Below are 19,131 nucleotides of genomic sequence, written 5' to 3'. Positions count from 1 at the left end.
CAGATAGGGTATCCCCGCCGGCGTGATAAATTACAAACATTATTTTTCAATCGGTTCGAATAAGGCACAATAAGCACCAGCGGGATCTTTGATTACACAATATTTTCCATAACCACCCATAATTTTTGGTTCAAACAATAATTCGCCGCCAAGTTCAATAACTCTTTTACAACTCTGCTCGATATCCGATACATTAAAATAAACCAACCAATACGGTGGTAATCCTTTATTCGTTCCCTTGTTATTACAAACACCGGCATAAGGAATATCATCATCTCGTGAGATCATAGTAAAATCATTATATTCTCCCATCGAAACAGGAGCAGATTTGAAACCTACAACATCTTCATAAAATATCTTTAGTTTGTCTGCATCGTTAACTGTAAGATCGACCCAACCAACTGAGCCGGCAGCAAATTTCTTTTTTTCTGTCATAGTTTATCTCCAAAAATTAATTATGATTTTGGAAGAGTAAAGAAGAAAGTTGTTCCCTTTCCTATTTCACTTTCAACCCAAATTTCTCCACCATGTTTTAGAATAAATTCATTTGAGAGTACCAATCCAAGTCCGGACCCTTTCTCACCGTCTGTGCCAACGGTTGATGATGTTTGATCAATTCTAAAAATGCTTTCAACTCTTTCCGGACTTATACCAACTCCGGTATCCTTTATATAAAACTCAATCATACCATCTCTGTTTGTTGAACCAACTATGATGGAACCGCCTGAAGGAGTAAATTTGATAGCATTGGTCAGTAAATTTCTTGAAACCGTAGTAACCATATCATAATCTGCCATAATAAATTCAGCGGTAGATAATTTGGATTCCAATTTAATGTTTTTCATTTCTGCTGATTTTTCGAGTAATGAAAAATTTTCTTTAAGTATATCTACAAAATTTAATTCCTGGGGCGTAAATTTTATCGTACCCGTTTGTGATCTTGACCATTGAAGTAGATTTTCTAATAGTTGATAGGATGACTTCGCAGTCTTTTCCATTTCTTTTAAATAATTTATCTTTTCTTCATCGGTAAACTCATTATAATCTTCGATCAGCATTTCAGAAAAACCTAACAGCGTTATAAACGGATTTCTTAAATCATGTGCAATGATCGAGAAGAATCGATCTTTACTTTTATTTGTTTCGGCAAGTTCTTTGTTTATTTTTTTAATTTGAGTTTCATATTCCTTGCGTTCACTTATATCTACAAAGCTTTCGATTCCGCCAATAATAATTCCATTGGCATCTTTTATCTCATCCACATTTTTTGAGACTGTAATTGTTTTACCGCTTTTATGTTTCAACATACATTCAACATCGGTAATTGGTTTAGGAATATCAGAATTGAATAAGCCACAAGCCTGTCCGCATGGACTTATTGCCCAATCAGTACATTTTTTACCTATCATTTCTGATGCTGAAAAACCTGTTAATTTTTCAGCCATAAAATTCCAGCTTGTAACTCTTTGTTCTGTATCAATAGTAAATACTGCACTAGGCACTAATCTCAGTAACTGCTCGAACTTTTCTTTCTCTGCGATTAAATTTTCTTGTGCATTTTTAAGCTCCGAAATATCACGAGTAATGCCAAAAGTACCTACAATTTTTCCGTTCTTATCATAAAGTGGGAGCTTTGTGGTCGAAACCCATCCAATTTTACCGTCTTTCCAAGATTCTTTTTCAATTTTATTAATTATCGGGATTCCGGTATTGATTATTTTTTGTTCGTCCTTATACGCGGGTAGAGCATGTTCTTCATCAAAAATATCAAAATCACTTTTGCCTATTAATTCATCGGCGGATTCTACATTGAACTTACTGTATGTACTTCTATTTACTCTTATAAATTTGCTTTCAAGATCTTTAAAATAAATGGAGTCTGGAATATTTTGCATCATTGTAGATAAAAGCCATTCTTCCCTTTCAATAATTTCTTTCTGTTTTTTAATCTCCGTTAAGTCCCTAATCGCGGCTACTCTTACTTGTTCGCCATCAAGAATCACTTCACGTGATTCAATCTCTACCGGAAATATTTCTTGATTTTTTCTTTTTCCTCTTACTTCATATGGTTTGATGTCCTTATTTTTGACTTTCTCTACTACTGTTTTGATGTTGTCTTTATGAATGCATTTCTCAACAATATTTGTATTAATCAGCTCTTCTCTTTCATAACCAATTATTTTGAGAAACGAATCATTGCAGTCGATAAAAAATCCGTTTCTATGGATTACAATACCTTCAAAGGTGAGGTTGGTTAATTTTTTAAATCGTTCCTCACTTCTTTTTAATTCGAGGTTTTCATTTTTTGCTGTCACTTTCAGTTTTTTATTTATTATCAATAAATAAATTACAAGGGAAGCAAGCAATAACATTATTATGAATAATGCATAATTGTAGGTACTGGAGACTAACAACAGTGGCAGTTTTTCAAAAATATAAAAGGTGAGTACATTTAGAGTTCTCGACAATAAAGCCGCACTAATGGAAATCAATACAAGAATGATCATTGGAAATCCGACTTATATTCGAATATAGAACAATTACTCATTATTTGATTAGGTCTGTCATTAAATATACTACAATAAATCATTTCTATCATTTTTGGTCAGTTCATCCACAACATTTTTTACTGCCTGAGCTTTTGCACGATCACAAACAAGAAGTGAATCACCAAGATTTATCACGACCAAATCATGTACTCCAACTAAAGCCGTAAAGTTATTTTCAGAATAGACGTAACTATTTTTTGTATCAATAGTAAAAACATCGCCAATTAATGCATTGCCATTTTCATCTTTTTTACTAAGTTCATAAACACTTTCCCAACTACCAACATCGCTCCAACCTATTTCACCTTCCATCACATACACCATCTCGGATTTTTCCATAATCCCGTAGTCAATAGACACACTTTTGAACTTTGGATAGATTTCTTCAATTATATTATCGTAATCAGTATCATTAATTTTAGCGACAAGTGAGTAAACTTCAGGCAAGTATTTTTTAATTTCATCCAAAATAACATCGCTTCGCCAAATAAACATTCCCGAATTCCAAAGATAATCTCCAGCTATAAGATATTTTTTTGCAGTTTCTAAATTTGGTTTTTCAACAAACTCTTTTACTTTGAAAATATTTTCAGAGCTATTTTTATTGAAGTGAATATATCCATAGCCGGTTTCGGGTCGTGTTGGAGTTATGCCAAATGTAACAAGTCCTTTCGATTGATAAGCAAACTTAGCAGCTTCTAATAATTTCTTTTCGAACTCTTTCTCATTCTCAATTAAGTGATCAGCCGGAAGTGTAATGATAACTGATTCTTCTGAACGATTTAATATGGTTTTAGCAGAAACTGCAACACATGGAGCAGTATTTTTGCCAACAGGTTCAGCAATAATATTTCTTTTTGGAAGTTCGGGCAATTCCGCAGTTATTAACTGTGCTTGAACTTTATTTGTTATAACGTAAACATTCCCCGGTGGAACTAGGTTGCTCACCCTTCTATAAGTTTCTCTGATCATGCTATTTTGACCGAAGATATTCAAGAGTTGTTTTGGTTTTGATTTTCTGCTTCTTGGCCAGAATCTAGAGCCAACACCGCCTGCCATAATAAGAACAAATAATTCCATTTTTTCCTCAAAAATTTGTTTTTAAAGATAGTCAAATTGATATAATTTTACTTCCATTTCATTATTTATACATATCAATATTATACTGCCTTAATGTCGCTCCTATTTGCTTTTATGTCATAAGTATGTCTATATAACATTTTATAAGTCATAATAACAATTCTGAATGAATTGATGAATCCGTCTATAAGTCTTTATTTTATAATTACTTATGCGTTTTTCACATTAATGGCACAAAAGTTATTTAATAATTAGCAAACAAAAGGAGAAAAAAATGACACTTATTAGATTCGAACCGTTGAGAGATTTTGACAGACTTTCTAACCAGATTGAGAAGTATTTCAATGATACAGTTTCGAGCCTCAATCAGAACACAGGTTTACCAAAAGTTGATATTTACGAAACGGAAGAATTACTGAATGTTGAAGTCGAACTACCCGGAGTTGAGAAGGAAAATATAAAATTAACTCTTGAAGACAATATTTTAACATTGCAAGGTTCTAAAAAATCTAGAGAGATTAAAGATCTTGTAAAATCATTTAGACAAGAAAGAAGTTTTGGAACCTTTAAAAGAAGTTTCACATTACCGGTAGATGTTGATCCGGATAAAGTCAATGCAAAGTTTGAGAATGGAGTTCTGCAAATTTCTCTACAAAAATTTGATGTAAAAAATATCAATGAAAAAACAATTGAACTAAAATAAATAGGAGAAACTAAAATGACAGATACAAAAGAATTGGTAAAAGTCGATAATAATTCATCTTGGGATGAAGCATTAGAAAGAGAATCTTGGATTGCGCCAATGATTAATATTTATGAAACCGAAGATGAATTTCATCTAACCGCTTTTATGCCGGATGTTCAAAGAGAAAACATAAAAATTAAACTTGAAGACGGTAGCTTAGTTATAATGGGCAGAATAAATTATAATGAAGTTGTAAATCGTAAATATATTTTGAATGAATACGCGGTTGGTAATTATTACAGAAAATTCAAAATATCTGATTCAATAGATAATCATAAAATAGAAGCAAAATTTGAAAATGGTGTGCTTGCGGTAAAGCTACCTAAGCACGATAGAATTAAACCAAGAACTATAGAAATTAACTAATTCTTCTTTTTTGAATTATTAAAAAGGAGGTGTATTATGGCACTAGTAAGATGGAACCCAACAAGAGAATTAATGAATCTCGAAAGAGAATTCAGCAAATTGTTTAACTCATTCGGTGGTAGATTCGGTTTGCGTGAAAACGGTGATGATTTTGAAAATGCTGTCTGGTCACCGCTAACTGATATTTCCGAAGACAATGATAAGTATGTTGTAAGTATGGATATTCCCGGAGTAGAAAAGAAAGATGTAAAGATTTCATACAAGAATGGAAGTCTAATTGTTAGCGGTGAAAGGAAGCAAGAAAGTGAAGATAAATCATCTAAGTTTCACAGAATTGAGAGAGCTTACGGCAGATACTACCGTGAATTTATGCTTCCGGAAAAAATAGTTGAAGATAAGATCGAAGCTAAATTCAAAGACGGTACTTTATCTGTCACAATTCCAAAAGCCGAAGAAGCAAAACCGAGAGAGATTGATATCAAAGTAAATTAATCATAATATTGTTTCTTTTACCTAAGAAGCCGCAAACGCGGCTTCTTACTTTATTAGGTGATGAGTATGGACTTCAAAGATTATTATAAAATACTAGGTGTTGATAAAAATGCTTCTCAAGATGATATAAAAAAAGCTTATCGTAAGCTGGCGTTAAAATATCACCCGGATAGAAATCCGGATAATAAAGTTGCCGAAGAAAAATTTAAAGAAGTCACAGAAGCACATGAAGTCCTTAGCGATCCCGAAAAAAGAAAAAAATATGACACACTTGGTTCTAATTGGAAACAATACGAAAGAGCAGGTTTTAATCAAGGAAATCCTTTCGCGGGATTTGGCAATCAAGGTGGAAGGTCTTATCAATTTCATGGTGATTTTGAAGATGTATTTAAAAATCTGGGTGGATTTTCGGATTTCTTTACAAATTTTTTTGGCGGTAGTTTCGATTCATCATTCGATCAGAGATCAAGACAAAGAACTTCTTCTCATAAAGGTGCAGATGTAACAGCTGAACTTCCCATTTCATTATACGATGCGTTCAACGGATCAGAAAAACAAATTATTGTCAACGGCAAAAAAATTAAAATCAAAATTCCCAAAGGAACTCATGACGGTAAAAAATTGCGTTTACGCGGACAAGGTCAAAATGGTAATTTTGGTTCACAGTCCGGAGATCTATACATCACACTAAAAATTCAGGAGGATGAAATTTATGAAAGAGACGGCGATGATCTTTATCAAAATATAAATGTTGATATAAAAACTGCTATCTTAGGCGGGGAAAAAACTATTACTACAATCGATGGTAAGAAAATAAACATAAAAATTAAAGAAGGAAGTGATAGCGGAAAATTACTTAGGGTCCCGGGTCATGGAATGATAAACTCTTCAGGCGACAGAGGTGATTTATATATTCGTTTAAACATAAGTGTTCCAAAAAATTTATCTAAATCAGAAAAAGAGAAAATAAACAAGTTTGATTTTCTAAGCAGAACATAAAAACTTTGCACTATATTTTTCATTTATGGAGGAAAGATGAGCAGTACACAAACCGAAACAAAGACATTTGAATTTAAGGCCGAAGTAAAACAATTGTTGAATATTTTAGTTCATTCTCTTTATACATCTCGTGAAATTTTCTTACGCGAACTTATCTCAAACGCTTCTGATGCTTTGGATAAGCTAAGATTCAAATCTACAAAAGGTGATGAAATTCTCGATAACGATTTACCCCTTGAGATAAAAATTGATTTCGATGAAAAGAAGAACACATTAACTATTTCCGATACGGGAATTGGAATGACACAAGATGAAATAGTTGAAAACATCGGGACGATAGCAAAATCCGGATCTGCTGAATTTATTAAGACACTAATGGAAAGTAAAGATCAAGCAAATAATATAATCGGAAAGTTTGGTGTCGGTTTTTATTCTGTATTTATGGTTGCTGAAGAAGTTGAAATCAAATCTCGTTCATATCGGAAGGATGCAAAACCGATTTATTGGAAATCCGACGGCTTAGGAAGTTACACGGTTCAAGAACTTGACGGTAACTTAAAGCGTGGCACCGAGATCAAAATTAAGTTAAGAGAAGATGCAAAAGAATTTACAGAAAAATATAGATTAGAAAGCACAATAAAACGTCATTCTAACTTTATTACTTTCCCAATCTTTATCGGTAAAGATAAAGTAAATACAATTTCTGCAATTTGGCGTGAACCGAAAAGTTCGGTAAAGAAGGAACAATACGATGAATTTTATAAATTCTTGACCTATGATTCTGAACCGCCGATGGACATTATACATAAATCGGTCGATGCACCGATTCAATTTAATGCCTTGTTGTTTATTCCTTCTAAGCACAATGAATTCTTTTGGATGCATAAAGATGATTATGGATTAGATCTTTATGTTAAACGAGTTTTAATTCAACATAAGAATAAAGATCTATTACCTGAATATTTGGGATTTGTAAAAGGTGTCGTTGATTCGGAAGATCTGCCGTTAAATATCTCGCGCGAAACTTTGCAAGAAAATATTGTCTTTAGTAAAATTTCAAGCAGCGTTACTTTACAAGTATTAAATTACTTAGCCGACAAAGCAAAAAATAATCCTGATGAATATGCGAAATTCTGGAAAGAACACGGAAGAATTTTCAAACTTGGTTATTCAGATTATTCAAATCAAGAAAAGTATATGGATTTACTAAGATTCAATTCTTCAAGTATCGAAAACAAAGATGGATTAACATCTTTCGCTGAATACAGTTCAAGAATGAAAGAAGATCAGAAAACAATTTACTATGCAGCCGGTTCTTCACGAGATTCAATCGAACTCGATCCACACCTAGAAATTTTCCGATCAAAAGGAATTGAAGTCCTTTACCTACTCGATCCGGTAGATGAGTTTGTAATTAACTCGCTGCATAAATACAAAGATTTTGAAATTGAATCCGTTGAAAATGCGGATCTCAAGAAGATTGAAAAACTCGAGAGTGTTGAAGAAAAGAAAACTGATTTTGAAAAACTTGAAAAAGATGATGAAAAACATTTCAGCAGTCTTCTTTCAAAAATGAAGGAAGTCCTTGGTGATCGAGTTGTTGATGTAAGAGAATCGAAGAGATTAAGTGGAAGCGCAAGTTGTTTAGCTAGCGAAGGTGATGCAATGACTGCTTCTATGCAGAAAATTTTGAAAATGACAAACCCCGGTATGGCAGACCAAAAGAAAATCCTCGAGATTAATCGCGATAATAAACTAATTCGTAATCTCTTGGAAGTATTCAAAAAAGATTCAAACGATTCCTTAATAACAAATGCGACTGAACAATTATTTGAATCCGCTTTATTGTTAGAAGGTAATCTAAATGATCCGCATAAATTAGTAAAAAGAATAAACGAGCTCTTAGAAAAATCTAGTGATTGGTATTTGGGGAAAAAATAAAAATACCCGACTGAAAATTTGCCAGTCGGGTATAATAATAATTATTTAAAAAATGCCCATTTACAGATGGGCATTTTTTTATTTCATTAACATAAACTTCTTAACATCTCTAAATTCATTATCACCTTCAATAGAATTTGCTTTTATTGTGTAAAAATAAATACCGGAAGCAAGATTTTTAGCATTAAATTCTAATTTATGGTAACCCGCATTCTCATTACCATCCAGTAATGTTGCGACTTTCTGTCCTAATAAATTATAAACTTCAAGACGTACAGAACTAGCAAATGGTAAAGCAAATCTGATAGTTGTAGACGGATTAAATGGATTTGGATAATTTTGATAAAGTGTATATTCTGTTGGTAAGCCTTCTTCCTTTAGCCCTGTTATTGTAGAAGCTGAGGATATGTTGCTTTCATCGGATTCAACATCATCAGTCAGTGCTGTAATTTTGTATGTATAGGGAGTATTTTCCATTACTTCTGAATCTGTATAAATTGTCTGATTTGCCCCAACTGTATCAATGGCAGAGAATAGCTGATCATTGCTTACATCAAATCCAACTGCTCTATAAATTATAAATCCATTTTCTCCATTCGAGTTATCAACCCAACTTAAATCGACTGCCACATCACTTTGTGATGAGGAGGCCACAAGATCAGAAGGGAATGGGAGATATGTTGTAAAGTTCCAAGTTAAACTATAAGGACCGGTTGCACCAGCATCGGTACCAGCTCTTACTTTCCAATACATTTTTTTCCCATCAGGCGTGTTTGTTTTAAGAATCAAATAGCTACCTTCCCTAATATTCAGATTATTATATAAAACAGTATTAAAGTTAGCATCATCTGCAATAATCAACTGGTACAGATCGGAATTATTTATAGTACTCCATTGTAAAGGATGCGGCAATATGATATCAACAGAATTATTCTCAGGACTTATTAATAGTGGTGCTGCCAGAGCTCCGGACTGAACGGTTGTGAATGAAAACCAAGATGAAAATGCTCCCCAACCAAAATGATTTTTACCAGCAACTCTCCAAAAATAAGTTTGTTGAGATGTAAGACCATTTACGGAATAAGAACTGTCAACAAGTGTAGAATCTTGAACCAAACCATCCATAGTACCAGTATCAGTTACTAATTGAAACCAATATTTACTAACAGCCTGAACTCTATTCTGCCCTTTTCCACCCGGATCGGTTGCCAATAATACTTCATCCCCACTCCAAGTAAAATCTATATCCGTTGAAACGTTAGAAGCATTGTTTGGAGGAGAGATAAGTGCGACCGATGGGAATACTCTTCCAACTCGAACCTGAATTGCCTTTGTGGATTTACTAGATTGAATAGTTACAGTCCCTTTTAACAATCCTACAGAAGAAAGATCTAAGCTTGTAGAATCGGGAATCGTAAGACTTACTGAAACAGTATCGGATGTTCCTTGGTCAATTTTTGCTATTGATGTCGGTGTAATGCTGTAATTAGCTTTAGGGATAATATTTCCGTATTCATCAACAAGATCAGACGCAAACACCGTGATACTATTTAGTGCAGCAGAATCCCCGACTTCAGCAATTCCCAAATCAAGCGTATACGTTGAATCATTTTCAGCTGGATCCACATACCAGAGTGTTTGTGATAACTGCATAACTGGTAACGCAGTCGGAGTTGTAGAAAAAATACTCAATCCACCAATTGCATTTATATTAGCCGTTGAGCCAACACTTTCGTTAGGAGCAATCGATCCGGCATAATCTTTTTCACTAGAAGGAGTTGTACTCCCACCCTGATAAGCGGCATAATGCAGATCAAAATCAATAGACTCATCACCGGTATTTGCAACTTCTATATTAAATGTGGCAGCAGAAGTGAGATTGACTTCAAATTCAATCGGACTTGTTGTACTTGTCCAACTTGAATTTGGTATAGTAGTAATCCAATCACCGTTTTCATCTTGACCGGCAAAATTTCCAAGAGCATCATAAATTGAAATTTGGTATTCGAAATCTGCTGTAACACTGTTATACTGTTTTACTCCTGACGTATCAGCATCAGTTGGTCTAATAAATGCTCCTACAGTAAATTTAGTCCCAGGCGGAACTGTACCTGATTGAAGAGACAGAACAGCTAAAGCTGTCTCCATTGGCCGACCTTGCCCACCTGAACCATCCCAATAAAGCTGGCCGGGTGTAGGTTCAATTGCTCTTGAAGAAAGTTCTGTTTCAAGTTCGGTATACCAATCCGAACCAAGAAACTGAATTCTTCCGCCTAGAGCCATAGCCTTAGCAAATTCGTATAAATAATAATGATAACCACCACCAGAATAAACATGATTTCCAATAGAAGCAGGATCGATAATTTCTGAAAGAGAATTCAATTCCAGCCAGTTATAAAATTTATTAACTAAAACTCCTGCGTCTGTTATTCCGAATCCATCTGCAAGAATTAACCCCCAGATCGCAGCCATTGAATTACCTCGACTCCATGTACCAGGAGAGTAAGGTGTATAACCTAAATAAGCAGTAGTTTCTGTTTGAACAGAGAAATCATTTATATAATTATAAATTTTCTGCCAAATATCTTTACCTTCGTAATCGGTATCAAACAATGCAAGATATACCCATTGATTCGCAGACATATCTCCTGAAGTTTGTCCAAAATAGGACCTGTTATAACGCCAACTGACATAGTCCCAGCCGGAACTATCAATATCTTGTGTGTAATAGATCAGTGCTAAATCCAGCGCATTTAAGATTTCTGTTCTCAGCGAGTCGTTAGTTACACCCAATTTGAGAACTGAAGAAAGAGCACCCATGCAAATTGCTGTTTCATAACCTACTTCAAAACCATGCCCGATGGCTCCCATCTCATAGTTACCTACAGTTCTATTCTGTGCAGAAAGAATGTAATCAACTGCATTCCTAACGACTGTTCCATAAGTAGGGTCATCAAGACCATGACCATGGGCTAAAAAAGCTTGCAATGCCAAACCCGTAATGCCAGTGTTTGTCCAGTAACCCCCACCAGCAAGCATTATCGAATTGGATTTAGGTCCACTTTTAAGCTGGCTTCCCATTTCGCTAAACGATGCTATTCCGGGTGATTTAAGCACCGTTTGCGAATTAGCCAAGTACTCCAATCCACGTTCAATCATTTCATCTGATGTGTATTGGGCAAATGATAAATTAAAAACTAGAAGAAAGGAAATTGTTAATAAATGAAACGTGTGCTTCATATTATCTCCTTTTATGTTAGACTTACTCAATTCTCAATGTTTTTTGTGTACTTATATTATGAGGCAACCCAGCTATTGTTTCTAAAGCAAGGAGTGAGTATGCTGTTACCAATACTGGATTGTTCTCCCACCACCGTCCGTTCGAGTTTACCCAAGACCCATCAGAATTTTGTATTTTTATCAATTGATCTGCTAAATCACTTCTCCAATTAGCTTCACCCTTGGGGGTATTTAACTCTTCGATACCCATAACTGAAAGTGCTTTCGCCATTGTTTGATAGTAATAGTAAAGACCTTGTAAACCCATACCGGGGTTCTCTTCAACAGAATAATTATTTTTTATCCAATTAAATGCAGCCTGAACTCTTTCATCATCTTTTGATACCTTTGCAAAAATCATACTCTTAAGTCCGGCATAAGTCATCCCACCATAGGATATGGTTTCTCCAGCCTTACTTTCCCCAGGTCTGTACATAAAACCGCCATCGTTCGATGCATATGCCTGGTCATTTGTTTTATAGTTTTGTGTTCTTTCTAAAAAAGTAATTGCTTTATCAAAAAATATTTTCTTTTGTTCTGGATCAACTTTTGTTTGTAAAGCATCGGCTCTATCCAAATCTTGAGACTCATAACTAATTGCTTCCAAAGCCCACTGCAAATTTGAAAGGTCCGGAGCCTTATCCATTTTACCATATGATAAACCGCCATAATAAATACTATCAACCGTTAAACCTAGTTCTTCATCCATCTGCATAGACATTAAAAATTTCTTACCATTCAAAATAATATCAGAATATTCTGCGACTCCCAAATCTTCAAAAGTCATGACACAAATTGCGGTAGTATAAGTTTTCATATCATCCGCATAAATCCCGCCATCTGTTTGTACCAGTTTGGTCAGAAAATCTATACCTTTTTTAATTGTAGTGTCTTTAATTCCAATTGAAGGGTGGGCTCGTAAAAAAGATGACAAAACTAAGCCCGTGATAGCAGGATGATGTTGCCATGAGCCGTCATCTTCTTGCACAGATGCTAAGTACTTGAGTCCGTTTATTACCGAATGTTCTATTTCTTTTTGAAGAGATACATCAACCTGTGCATTCGCAATACTAAATGAAGTTAATAAAACAAATACATTTACCCATTTTTTCATATGACCTCAGAAAGTAATTTGTAAATATTAAAAATATACTATTTTAATATCGTAAAGCTAGCCCTAAAGTAAGACTCCTCCCGGGACTGTATAAACCTGATCCGTGAGTTTTATATAGTTCATCAAAAACATTTTCAAAATTAAGGAATAAGTCAAGGTACTCGTTTATATCAGCCATAAGCGATATGTTTTGCGTCATATAACCGGAAGTGCCGTCAATACCAATTCTATAGTCTCTGATATCGCGTTGACTAATTCGTTTCTGCGCTGAAGCAAAAAGCATATAATATTTAATTGAGAGAATCTCGTAGTTCCAAGTTACAGAAAAATAACCATTTAACGGTGGAACTCTCGAAAGTGGTTCATTTGCTGAAAGATTCTGTCCATATGTATAACTTATATTCCCTGTAAAGATCAGGTGATTTGAAAAATACCACTGAAAAAATGAATCAAATCCGCTCAACTCAGCTTCTCCAACGTTTTGCCTACTATAAGTTTGAAACCCGAATAAAGAGTCTGCTCCATTGAAAGTAGTTGGCCTAGGCTCTAGCAGATCAGTTATTTTTGAATAATAAATCGATAAGCCGGCTTCAATTTGAGACTCTCTGAATTTAACACCTATTTCGATATTGTGACTTTTTTCAGGATCAAGATTTGGATTAGGTGTATCGTACCTGGCAGCATCACCGGAACCTGATTTACCGAATGATGTGATGTCATCGACATTGGGCGCCCTGAATCCTTGCGAATAAGCCAGCACCAAATTTAATTTATTAGTAATAAGTGCATACATTACTGAGGCAGCAAATGTAAATTCACCTTTATCGCTGGATACAAGGCCAAATGGATCACCAATGTTTCCTTCAAATTGGAATTTAGAATACCGAACACCGGAAGTTAAGGCAAATCTGCCCAACTTTATTCTATGTTGTAAAAAAGCACCGAAGGTTTGGTATGATGAATTATCGGTAAATGTTGGTTGTTCTTTGATTTTAGTATTTGCGTCTGCATCAATTATAAATCGTTCACTATTTATCTTATCTCTATAGAACTCCACTCCGTAAGAAAAAATATTTTCGTCATATTTTGATATGAGAGTGATTTGACCACCTATTGTATTTACTTCATCTTTATCATTTGATTCTAAATTTGGAGTTTTACTTGAAATAATTTCTCGACTTTCTTTTTGATAATTATACGATAAGTTAGCACTCAGATCAGTGATTAATGATGAGATATTTTGGTTGGTGTAGCTCAAGTAACCTAATTGCCTAACCTGAGGATTAAATAAATATTTAATATCATTTCCGGCAGTTAATCTATCGGTTCTTGGTACCTCATTCTGACGGGTAAAATTATAATTGAGACTTAACTTCCCGTTATCTTTGAAGTTATAACTCATTGCGCCATTTAAGTCGATTCCATCAAAATTTGTAAACTCTTGTTCCTCAACTTTACCGCCGGCATTAAGATTATTAAACTTCTTATAGGTACCGCCAACTAAAAAACTAATATCACCAAATTGGTTTGAGTAATTAAGATTCTGATATATGGATTCATCAGCCGTACTTGTCCTAGTATAGGAATTTATATTATGTACAAAATTATCGGGTTTCTTTGTAATAATATTTATTACGCCACCAAGCGCATCACTTCCGTAAAGTACTGATCCAGGACCATGCATAACTTCAACCGATTTAATTAATCCAGGATCAATAGTATTTAGATATTGATTTGGACCGTATCTATATGTCGAGTTATTTAATCTAATCCCGTCAATTAAAATTAACACCTGGTTCCCCATAAATCCCCTAATTATGGGTGAACCTCCGCCGTAATTAGTCTTCTGCATATAAACAGAAGAATATCTTTGAAATACATCAGGCAGAAGCCTCACATTTTGATCAAGAAAATCATTTTGCTGAATCACTGTTACTTCATTAGGAGTATTAAATGTATCCATTTCATCTCTTAACGCCGTCACGGAAATCTGATCTAATTGAAAAGAGAGAATGGTTGAATCTTTTGGACTAACTTCTTGCCCAGATAAAGGCAAAAACACAAAGGTGAAAGAATAAATAAAGAGAAGGTAAGAAATGATTTTAAATTTCATAACTCACACCAAATATTAGGTATCTTGTTGCAGCCGGATATAAATATTTAGTCCCGTCGGAGATATATCCTGTGCTATTATATTCTTTATCCAACAAATTAAAAATGCTTAAAGAAAAAATCATGTTTTCCCATGTATAGGCAAGTTTTGCATTTGTAATCAAATAGTTATCCAGCATTTCAGTATTGTTATCATCCAAATAAATATCATTTACTGAACTAAAAATTATTCCGGCCGAAAGACCAAAATCAAAAGAATAATTAAATCCAAAATTAGTGACATGTTTAGGAATTCCTTTTAACTGCTTGCCATTATAGATACCCGATTCAAAAGTTACTTCCGAGTATGTATAATTAAGCATGGCAGTTAAGTTCTTCCCAAAATCAATATTCGATCCAAATTCAATACCGCGATGTTTAGTCTTTGCAATATTCTGATATTTGAATGTGCTCAAATCAAAATCAATTTCATCATCAATATCAATCTGATAAAATGATAATTGAAGTTCCAGAGCCGAACTTTTAGATAAACTTATACTTTGATATGTGCCAAATTCATAATTATTACTTTTCTGTGGTTTAAGATTTGAATTCGCGAACGGATCTGCCTGGTAAGGTGAAGTAGTATAAGCATCCGGACCGATGGGGATAAAAATTATAAAGTCCAATTTTTTTAAATCAGTCAGCTGATCGATAGTGGGAGCTTTAAATGATTTATTATAATTAAAATACAAGCTCGCCTTATAATCAGAGTTATTGGAGTACAAATAATTCAGACCAATTTTAGGACTAAACGCATTGTTGTCCGAAGAAATAATCGAATCTGGTTGTGAACTATTATATTTATCAAAAATATTATCGAAACGAACACCTAAGTTAAATCTAAGTCCTTCCAAAATATCTATACTGGAATTTACAAAAGCTGATAGCTCAGTTCTAGTTCCTTCCGAAGCAAAGACTTGATTTCCCCTTGTAGCATTTGAACTTTCATAATCCTCTTTGAATCCTTTATAGTAATCAAAATAACTACTGCTGTAATCAGAATAATTAACTTTTGTGCCTGCCACAAATTCCGCAGGGAAATTTGAAAAGTTGGAATTGAATAATATCTCACCGAATATTTCATTACTACGTAATTCTCGCTGCTTGGTATCTCCATATTGCGAAGTATCATAAACTCCAATTATTGAAAAATCTTGTGGATTTATTATCGGGGCAAAATTAGTAAAGGTTTGTGTCTTGTCTTCCGTCCTGTTCATGATACCAAGTTGCAAACGCAAACTAGAATATTCGTTTATATTATATTCCAAACTGGGTGAAAAAATGAATCTATTTTCCTTTCTTTCATCATACTTGTAGTAGGCGGATGAAAGATTTCTTTTCTCGTTCAATTCAGTTTCAGTAATTGGTCCTGGAAGTTCGCTATCGTTAATTTGGTTATGTGTTACCAAAGATAAGTTGAGATTATCGGTTAATTTAAATCTAATATTACCTCCGAATGATGCGTGCATCCAATCACTATGTTCTCGGAAACCAATTGCATCGTCATATGCACCATAGAACGAATATCGGTGATCACCAAACGAAGAATTTCTATAAATACTTGAGTTGAACTGACCGTATCCCCCGCCATTTAAACTTAGAATAGTTTTCTCCAAACCTGCTAAAGTGTTAATGTTAATTACACCTCCAATTGATGCATCTCCATACAATGAAGAGGAACCACCTCTTAATATTTCTATATTATTCAGAACTTCTGTTGGGATAATTTGCCAATTAGCTAAGCCACTTTGAGAATAATTAGTTTCTATACCATCCACAAGTAAATTGATATATTCGGCTTCCCCACCACCATAGAATCCTCTAGTGGTAACTACGGGATGTTTACCCAACCCATCTAAACTTACCGAGAAAAAGCCGGGTGTAAATTGTAAAGTTGAAACCAAGTCGCGAACAGGATAATTCGCTAATTGGACAGCGGATAATTTATTGATTGATGAGGTTGACTGAAGCAAAAATGTTTCATATCTATTTCCAGTTACAACAATTTCATTATAAGAGTAATTATGAACCGTGTCTTTATCAATAACTTGACAATATGTCTGAATATTAAATAGAATCAAAAAAACGAAAAGAGGTTTTATAGTCATATAGTTTATTCCTTGTTGAGCTGAATTAAAATTTTGACATCAGTTCTTTTTGGTGGAAGAACTTTTGGATTAGCTTCAAATAAAGTATCATCAATTCCACTTTTACTACCGTTATCAATAATGGTAGTTAAATCATTATATGTTGTTATTATTGATTTAACATTATCCGCCGCATAGTGACCGCTTTTTGAAAAAGAACCTGTGTAAACCCAATTAATATTATCAACAGTTGAAGAATCAGTAATATTAATTAAAGTATTTTCGGCAGGAATTCTAAAAAGGTCTCCATCGACTTCCCATTCCACAAAAATATTCAAGGAGGGACCAATAATATTTGGTGTTCGTGGATCATAATTTAAATCTTTATCTGTCTCCAAACCTAATAATAAAAGAGCACTATTCAGGTAGGACGGAACAACATTAGCAATAAATACAGATTCGTGATCTTTTCCACCCGGTGCGCACACCATTACCTCAACAAGACCTTCTGTCATATTTACCCAAGCCGGAAATTCAAGTGTTTTAGTTGTGGTGTTAATTAGAATATTATCAATTCGGTAAGTATTATCTGTGATTTTTTCAACAAGTTTAGTCGGATCATTTTGTGCTTGTAAAAACTGGTGAAAAATGATAATGGTAATTGTTAAAGTTAATCTTGATTTCATTTTTATGCCCTCTATTTATAACTTAATGAACAGGAAATAAAAAATCAAACTAATTTTACTAAAATTCAATTGACTAAATCACCTGTGATCTAAATCATATTAGTATCTTAGAAGATTTAGGCGGGAAACAACTTTTTACAATTGTTTTAACGCTTCATCCAAATCCAAAAGTATATCTTCTGTATTTTCTAAACCAATAGCTAATCTGACACCACCGGCGTCTATTCCTCTCGCTTCAAGTTGATCTGGTGGAACAACCGAATGTGTCATTGAAGCTGGATGTTCAATTAAGGTTCTTGTGTGACCCAGACTAACCGCAAGTGTCATAGTGTATGCATGATCTGCTACGTAATCCATAAACTTTGCGCCGATTAATTTTCGCTGTTCAGCCGAATCACCTTTTAATGTAAAATAGATCATACTACCGGGGGCAAAGTTTCCGTTGAAATCTACCATTTGTTGTTTTGCTAGTTCATGGTATTTATAGCTTGGTAAACCTGGATAATTCACAAAATATATTTTAGGATGTGCTTCTAGAAATTCTGCGATTCTCATTGCAGATTTAATTTGCTGTTTTTGTCTTAACGGTAATGTCGGTAATCCATAAGTTAAAATTGCCCATGCACTTTTAGTATTCAGCACTGCTCCAAAATCCTTCCGATAAAGTAAAATCATATCGCGGTATTTTTTCGGTCCGACAATTACTCCACCCATATCGGTACCAAAACCACCGATACCTTTTGTTAATGAGTGAACTACAAAATCAGCCCCGAGTTCGATAGGTCGTTGGCAGAATGGAGTTGAAAAAGTATTATCAACCACAATTTTTATGTAATCTTTTTCCGTACGAGTTTGATTAACTTCATCCACAAGTTTCTTGAGTTCTATGAGATCAATAATATCTAAATTTGGATTAGCTGGAGTTTCTAAATAGACTACTTTTGTTTTTTCATTTACAGTATTGCTAAAATTATTTAGATTAGTTAAATTTATTGGTTTTACACCAATATTGTATCGTGGATACCAGTTATTGAAAAGTGAAATTGTACATCCATATAAAGTTGAGTGAGTAATTATTTCATCACCGCTTTTTACCAAAACCCCAAGAACAGCAGAAATCGCTCCCATTCCGCTTGCAAAAGTTACAGCCATCTCCCCTTTCTCGACATAAGCGAGATTTTCTTCAAGCATATCTTTGTTCGGTTCTCCAAGACGATCATAAATAAAAATCGGCGCTTCATCTCCAAAGTTCTCTGTATTTGCAAATTGCTGAAATCCTTGTGCTCCACGCTCAACTGAATCTAATCTAAATGTAGTTGAAGAAGAAATTGGCGCGGTTACATGATGTGAGTAATCCCATTTATCCGAAACATTTTTTCCATAAATAACATGTGTCTCCATTGAATATTTGGAGTCCTCTATCTTATTATTCTTTGTGATCGTAGTGTCCGTCATTTTATCCTCCCTATTGATTTTTCTTAAACAAAATTAAGGATTTCTATGTCCTTAGAAAATAGAAAAAGGGATATCCTTTGATTTTTATTTAGGGTTAATTCTATTTGGAAATTTTTTTAAAATTTGTGAGAAATTGTGAGAATACGATCAAGAAAATATTACATAATACAATTGCCGCTGAAAA

14 protein-coding genes are annotated in these 19,131 nt (G+C 34.1%); 5 read left to right on the top strand and 9 right to left on the bottom strand.

Features of this window, described 5'->3' with window-relative positions; genetic code table 11:
* Window positions 1-39: 39 nt before the first annotated feature.
* The 3 genes from QY331_06115 to QY331_06105 form a co-directional block, all read right to left on the bottom strand.
* Window positions 40-435 (bottom strand): VOC family protein, encoded by a 396-nt coding sequence (locus QY331_06115; GenBank protein ID WKZ70822.1) that lies wholly within the window; start codon window positions 433-435, stop codon window positions 40-42.
* A gap of 20 nt (window positions 436-455) precedes the next feature.
* Window positions 456-2,507, bottom strand: a complete 2,052-nt coding sequence (locus QY331_06110) for a PAS domain S-box protein (protein WKZ70821.1) — start codon at window positions 2,505-2,507, stop codon at window positions 456-458.
* A gap of 69 nt (window positions 2,508-2,576) precedes the next feature.
* The gene (locus tag QY331_06105) at window positions 2,577-3,629 is read right to left on the bottom strand and encodes a mannose-1-phosphate guanylyltransferase (protein WKZ70820.1); all 1,053 of its coding nucleotides are present in this window, start codon (window positions 3,627-3,629) and stop codon (window positions 2,577-2,579) included.
* 274 nt (window positions 3,630-3,903) lie between these two features.
* Here QY331_06105 and QY331_06100 point away from each other — a divergent pair, with 274 nt between their 5' ends.
* The 5 genes from QY331_06100 to htpG all read left to right on the top strand — a co-directional run bounded on the left by QY331_06100 (window position 3,904) and on the right by htpG (window position 8,172).
* On the top strand, window positions 3,904-4,332 hold the full coding sequence (locus QY331_06100; protein ID WKZ70819.1) for an Hsp20/alpha crystallin family protein: 429 nt from the start codon (window positions 3,904-3,906) through the stop codon (window positions 4,330-4,332).
* Between the two features lie 15 nt (window positions 4,333-4,347).
* Window positions 4,348-4,740 (top strand): Hsp20/alpha crystallin family protein, encoded by a 393-nt coding sequence (locus QY331_06095; GenBank protein ID WKZ70818.1) that lies wholly within the window; start codon window positions 4,348-4,350, stop codon window positions 4,738-4,740.
* A gap of 36 nt (window positions 4,741-4,776) precedes the next feature.
* Window positions 4,777-5,232, top strand: coding sequence for an Hsp20/alpha crystallin family protein (locus QY331_06090; GenBank protein ID WKZ70817.1), 456 nt, complete (start codon window positions 4,777-4,779; stop codon window positions 5,230-5,232).
* A 66-nt stretch (window positions 5,233-5,298) separates the two neighbouring features.
* A complete protein-coding gene (locus tag QY331_06085) occupies window positions 5,299-6,231 on the top strand; it encodes a DnaJ C-terminal domain-containing protein (protein ID WKZ70816.1) in 933 nt (310 codons plus the stop codon).
* A 36-nt stretch (window positions 6,232-6,267) separates the two neighbouring features.
* Window positions 6,268-8,172 carry a molecular chaperone HtpG gene (gene htpG / locus QY331_06080; protein WKZ70815.1) on the top strand — a complete coding sequence of 635 codons (1,905 nt, stop codon included), beginning with the start codon at window positions 6,268-6,270 and terminating at the stop codon, window positions 8,170-8,172.
* A 78-nt stretch (window positions 8,173-8,250) separates the two neighbouring features.
* On the opposite strand, the gene QY331_06075 is transcribed toward htpG, so the two are convergent.
* The 6 genes from QY331_06075 to QY331_06050 form a co-directional block, all read right to left on the bottom strand.
* A complete protein-coding gene (locus QY331_06075; GenBank protein WKZ70814.1) occupies window positions 8,251-11,412 on the bottom strand; it encodes a T9SS type A sorting domain-containing protein in 3,162 nt (1,053 codons plus the stop codon).
* 22 nt (window positions 11,413-11,434) lie between these two features.
* A complete protein-coding gene (locus QY331_06070; protein ID WKZ70813.1) occupies window positions 11,435-12,565 on the bottom strand; it encodes a terpene cyclase/mutase family protein in 1,131 nt (376 codons plus the stop codon).
* Between the two features lie 43 nt (window positions 12,566-12,608).
* The gene (locus tag QY331_06065) at window positions 12,609-14,678 is read right to left on the bottom strand and encodes a TonB-dependent receptor (protein ID WKZ70812.1); all 2,070 of its coding nucleotides are present in this window, start codon (window positions 14,676-14,678) and stop codon (window positions 12,609-12,611) included.
* A complete protein-coding gene (locus tag QY331_06060; GenBank protein WKZ70811.1) occupies window positions 14,668-16,827 on the bottom strand; it encodes a TonB-dependent receptor in 2,160 nt (719 codons plus the stop codon). Before QY331_06060 ends, QY331_06065 begins: the two co-directional genes overlap by 11 nt.
* Before the next feature lie 5 nt (window positions 16,828-16,832).
* On the bottom strand, window positions 16,833-17,492 hold the full coding sequence (locus tag QY331_06055) for a YdjY domain-containing protein (protein ID WKZ70810.1): 660 nt from the start codon (window positions 17,490-17,492) through the stop codon (window positions 16,833-16,835).
* A 135-nt stretch (window positions 17,493-17,627) separates the two neighbouring features.
* Window positions 17,628-18,947: an aminotransferase class I/II-fold pyridoxal phosphate-dependent enzyme gene (locus QY331_06050; protein WKZ70809.1), complete on the bottom strand. Its 1,320-nt coding sequence runs from the start codon at window positions 18,945-18,947 to the stop codon at window positions 17,628-17,630.
* Window positions 18,948-19,131: the final 184 nt, after the last annotated feature.

This window comes from Melioribacteraceae bacterium (assembly GCA_030584085.1).
Taxonomy (GTDB): domain Bacteria; phylum Bacteroidota; class Ignavibacteria; order Ignavibacteriales; family Melioribacteraceae; genus SURF-28.
Note: the sequence above shows the minus strand (reverse complement) of the source record. Positions and strands in the feature narration are given on the sequence as shown.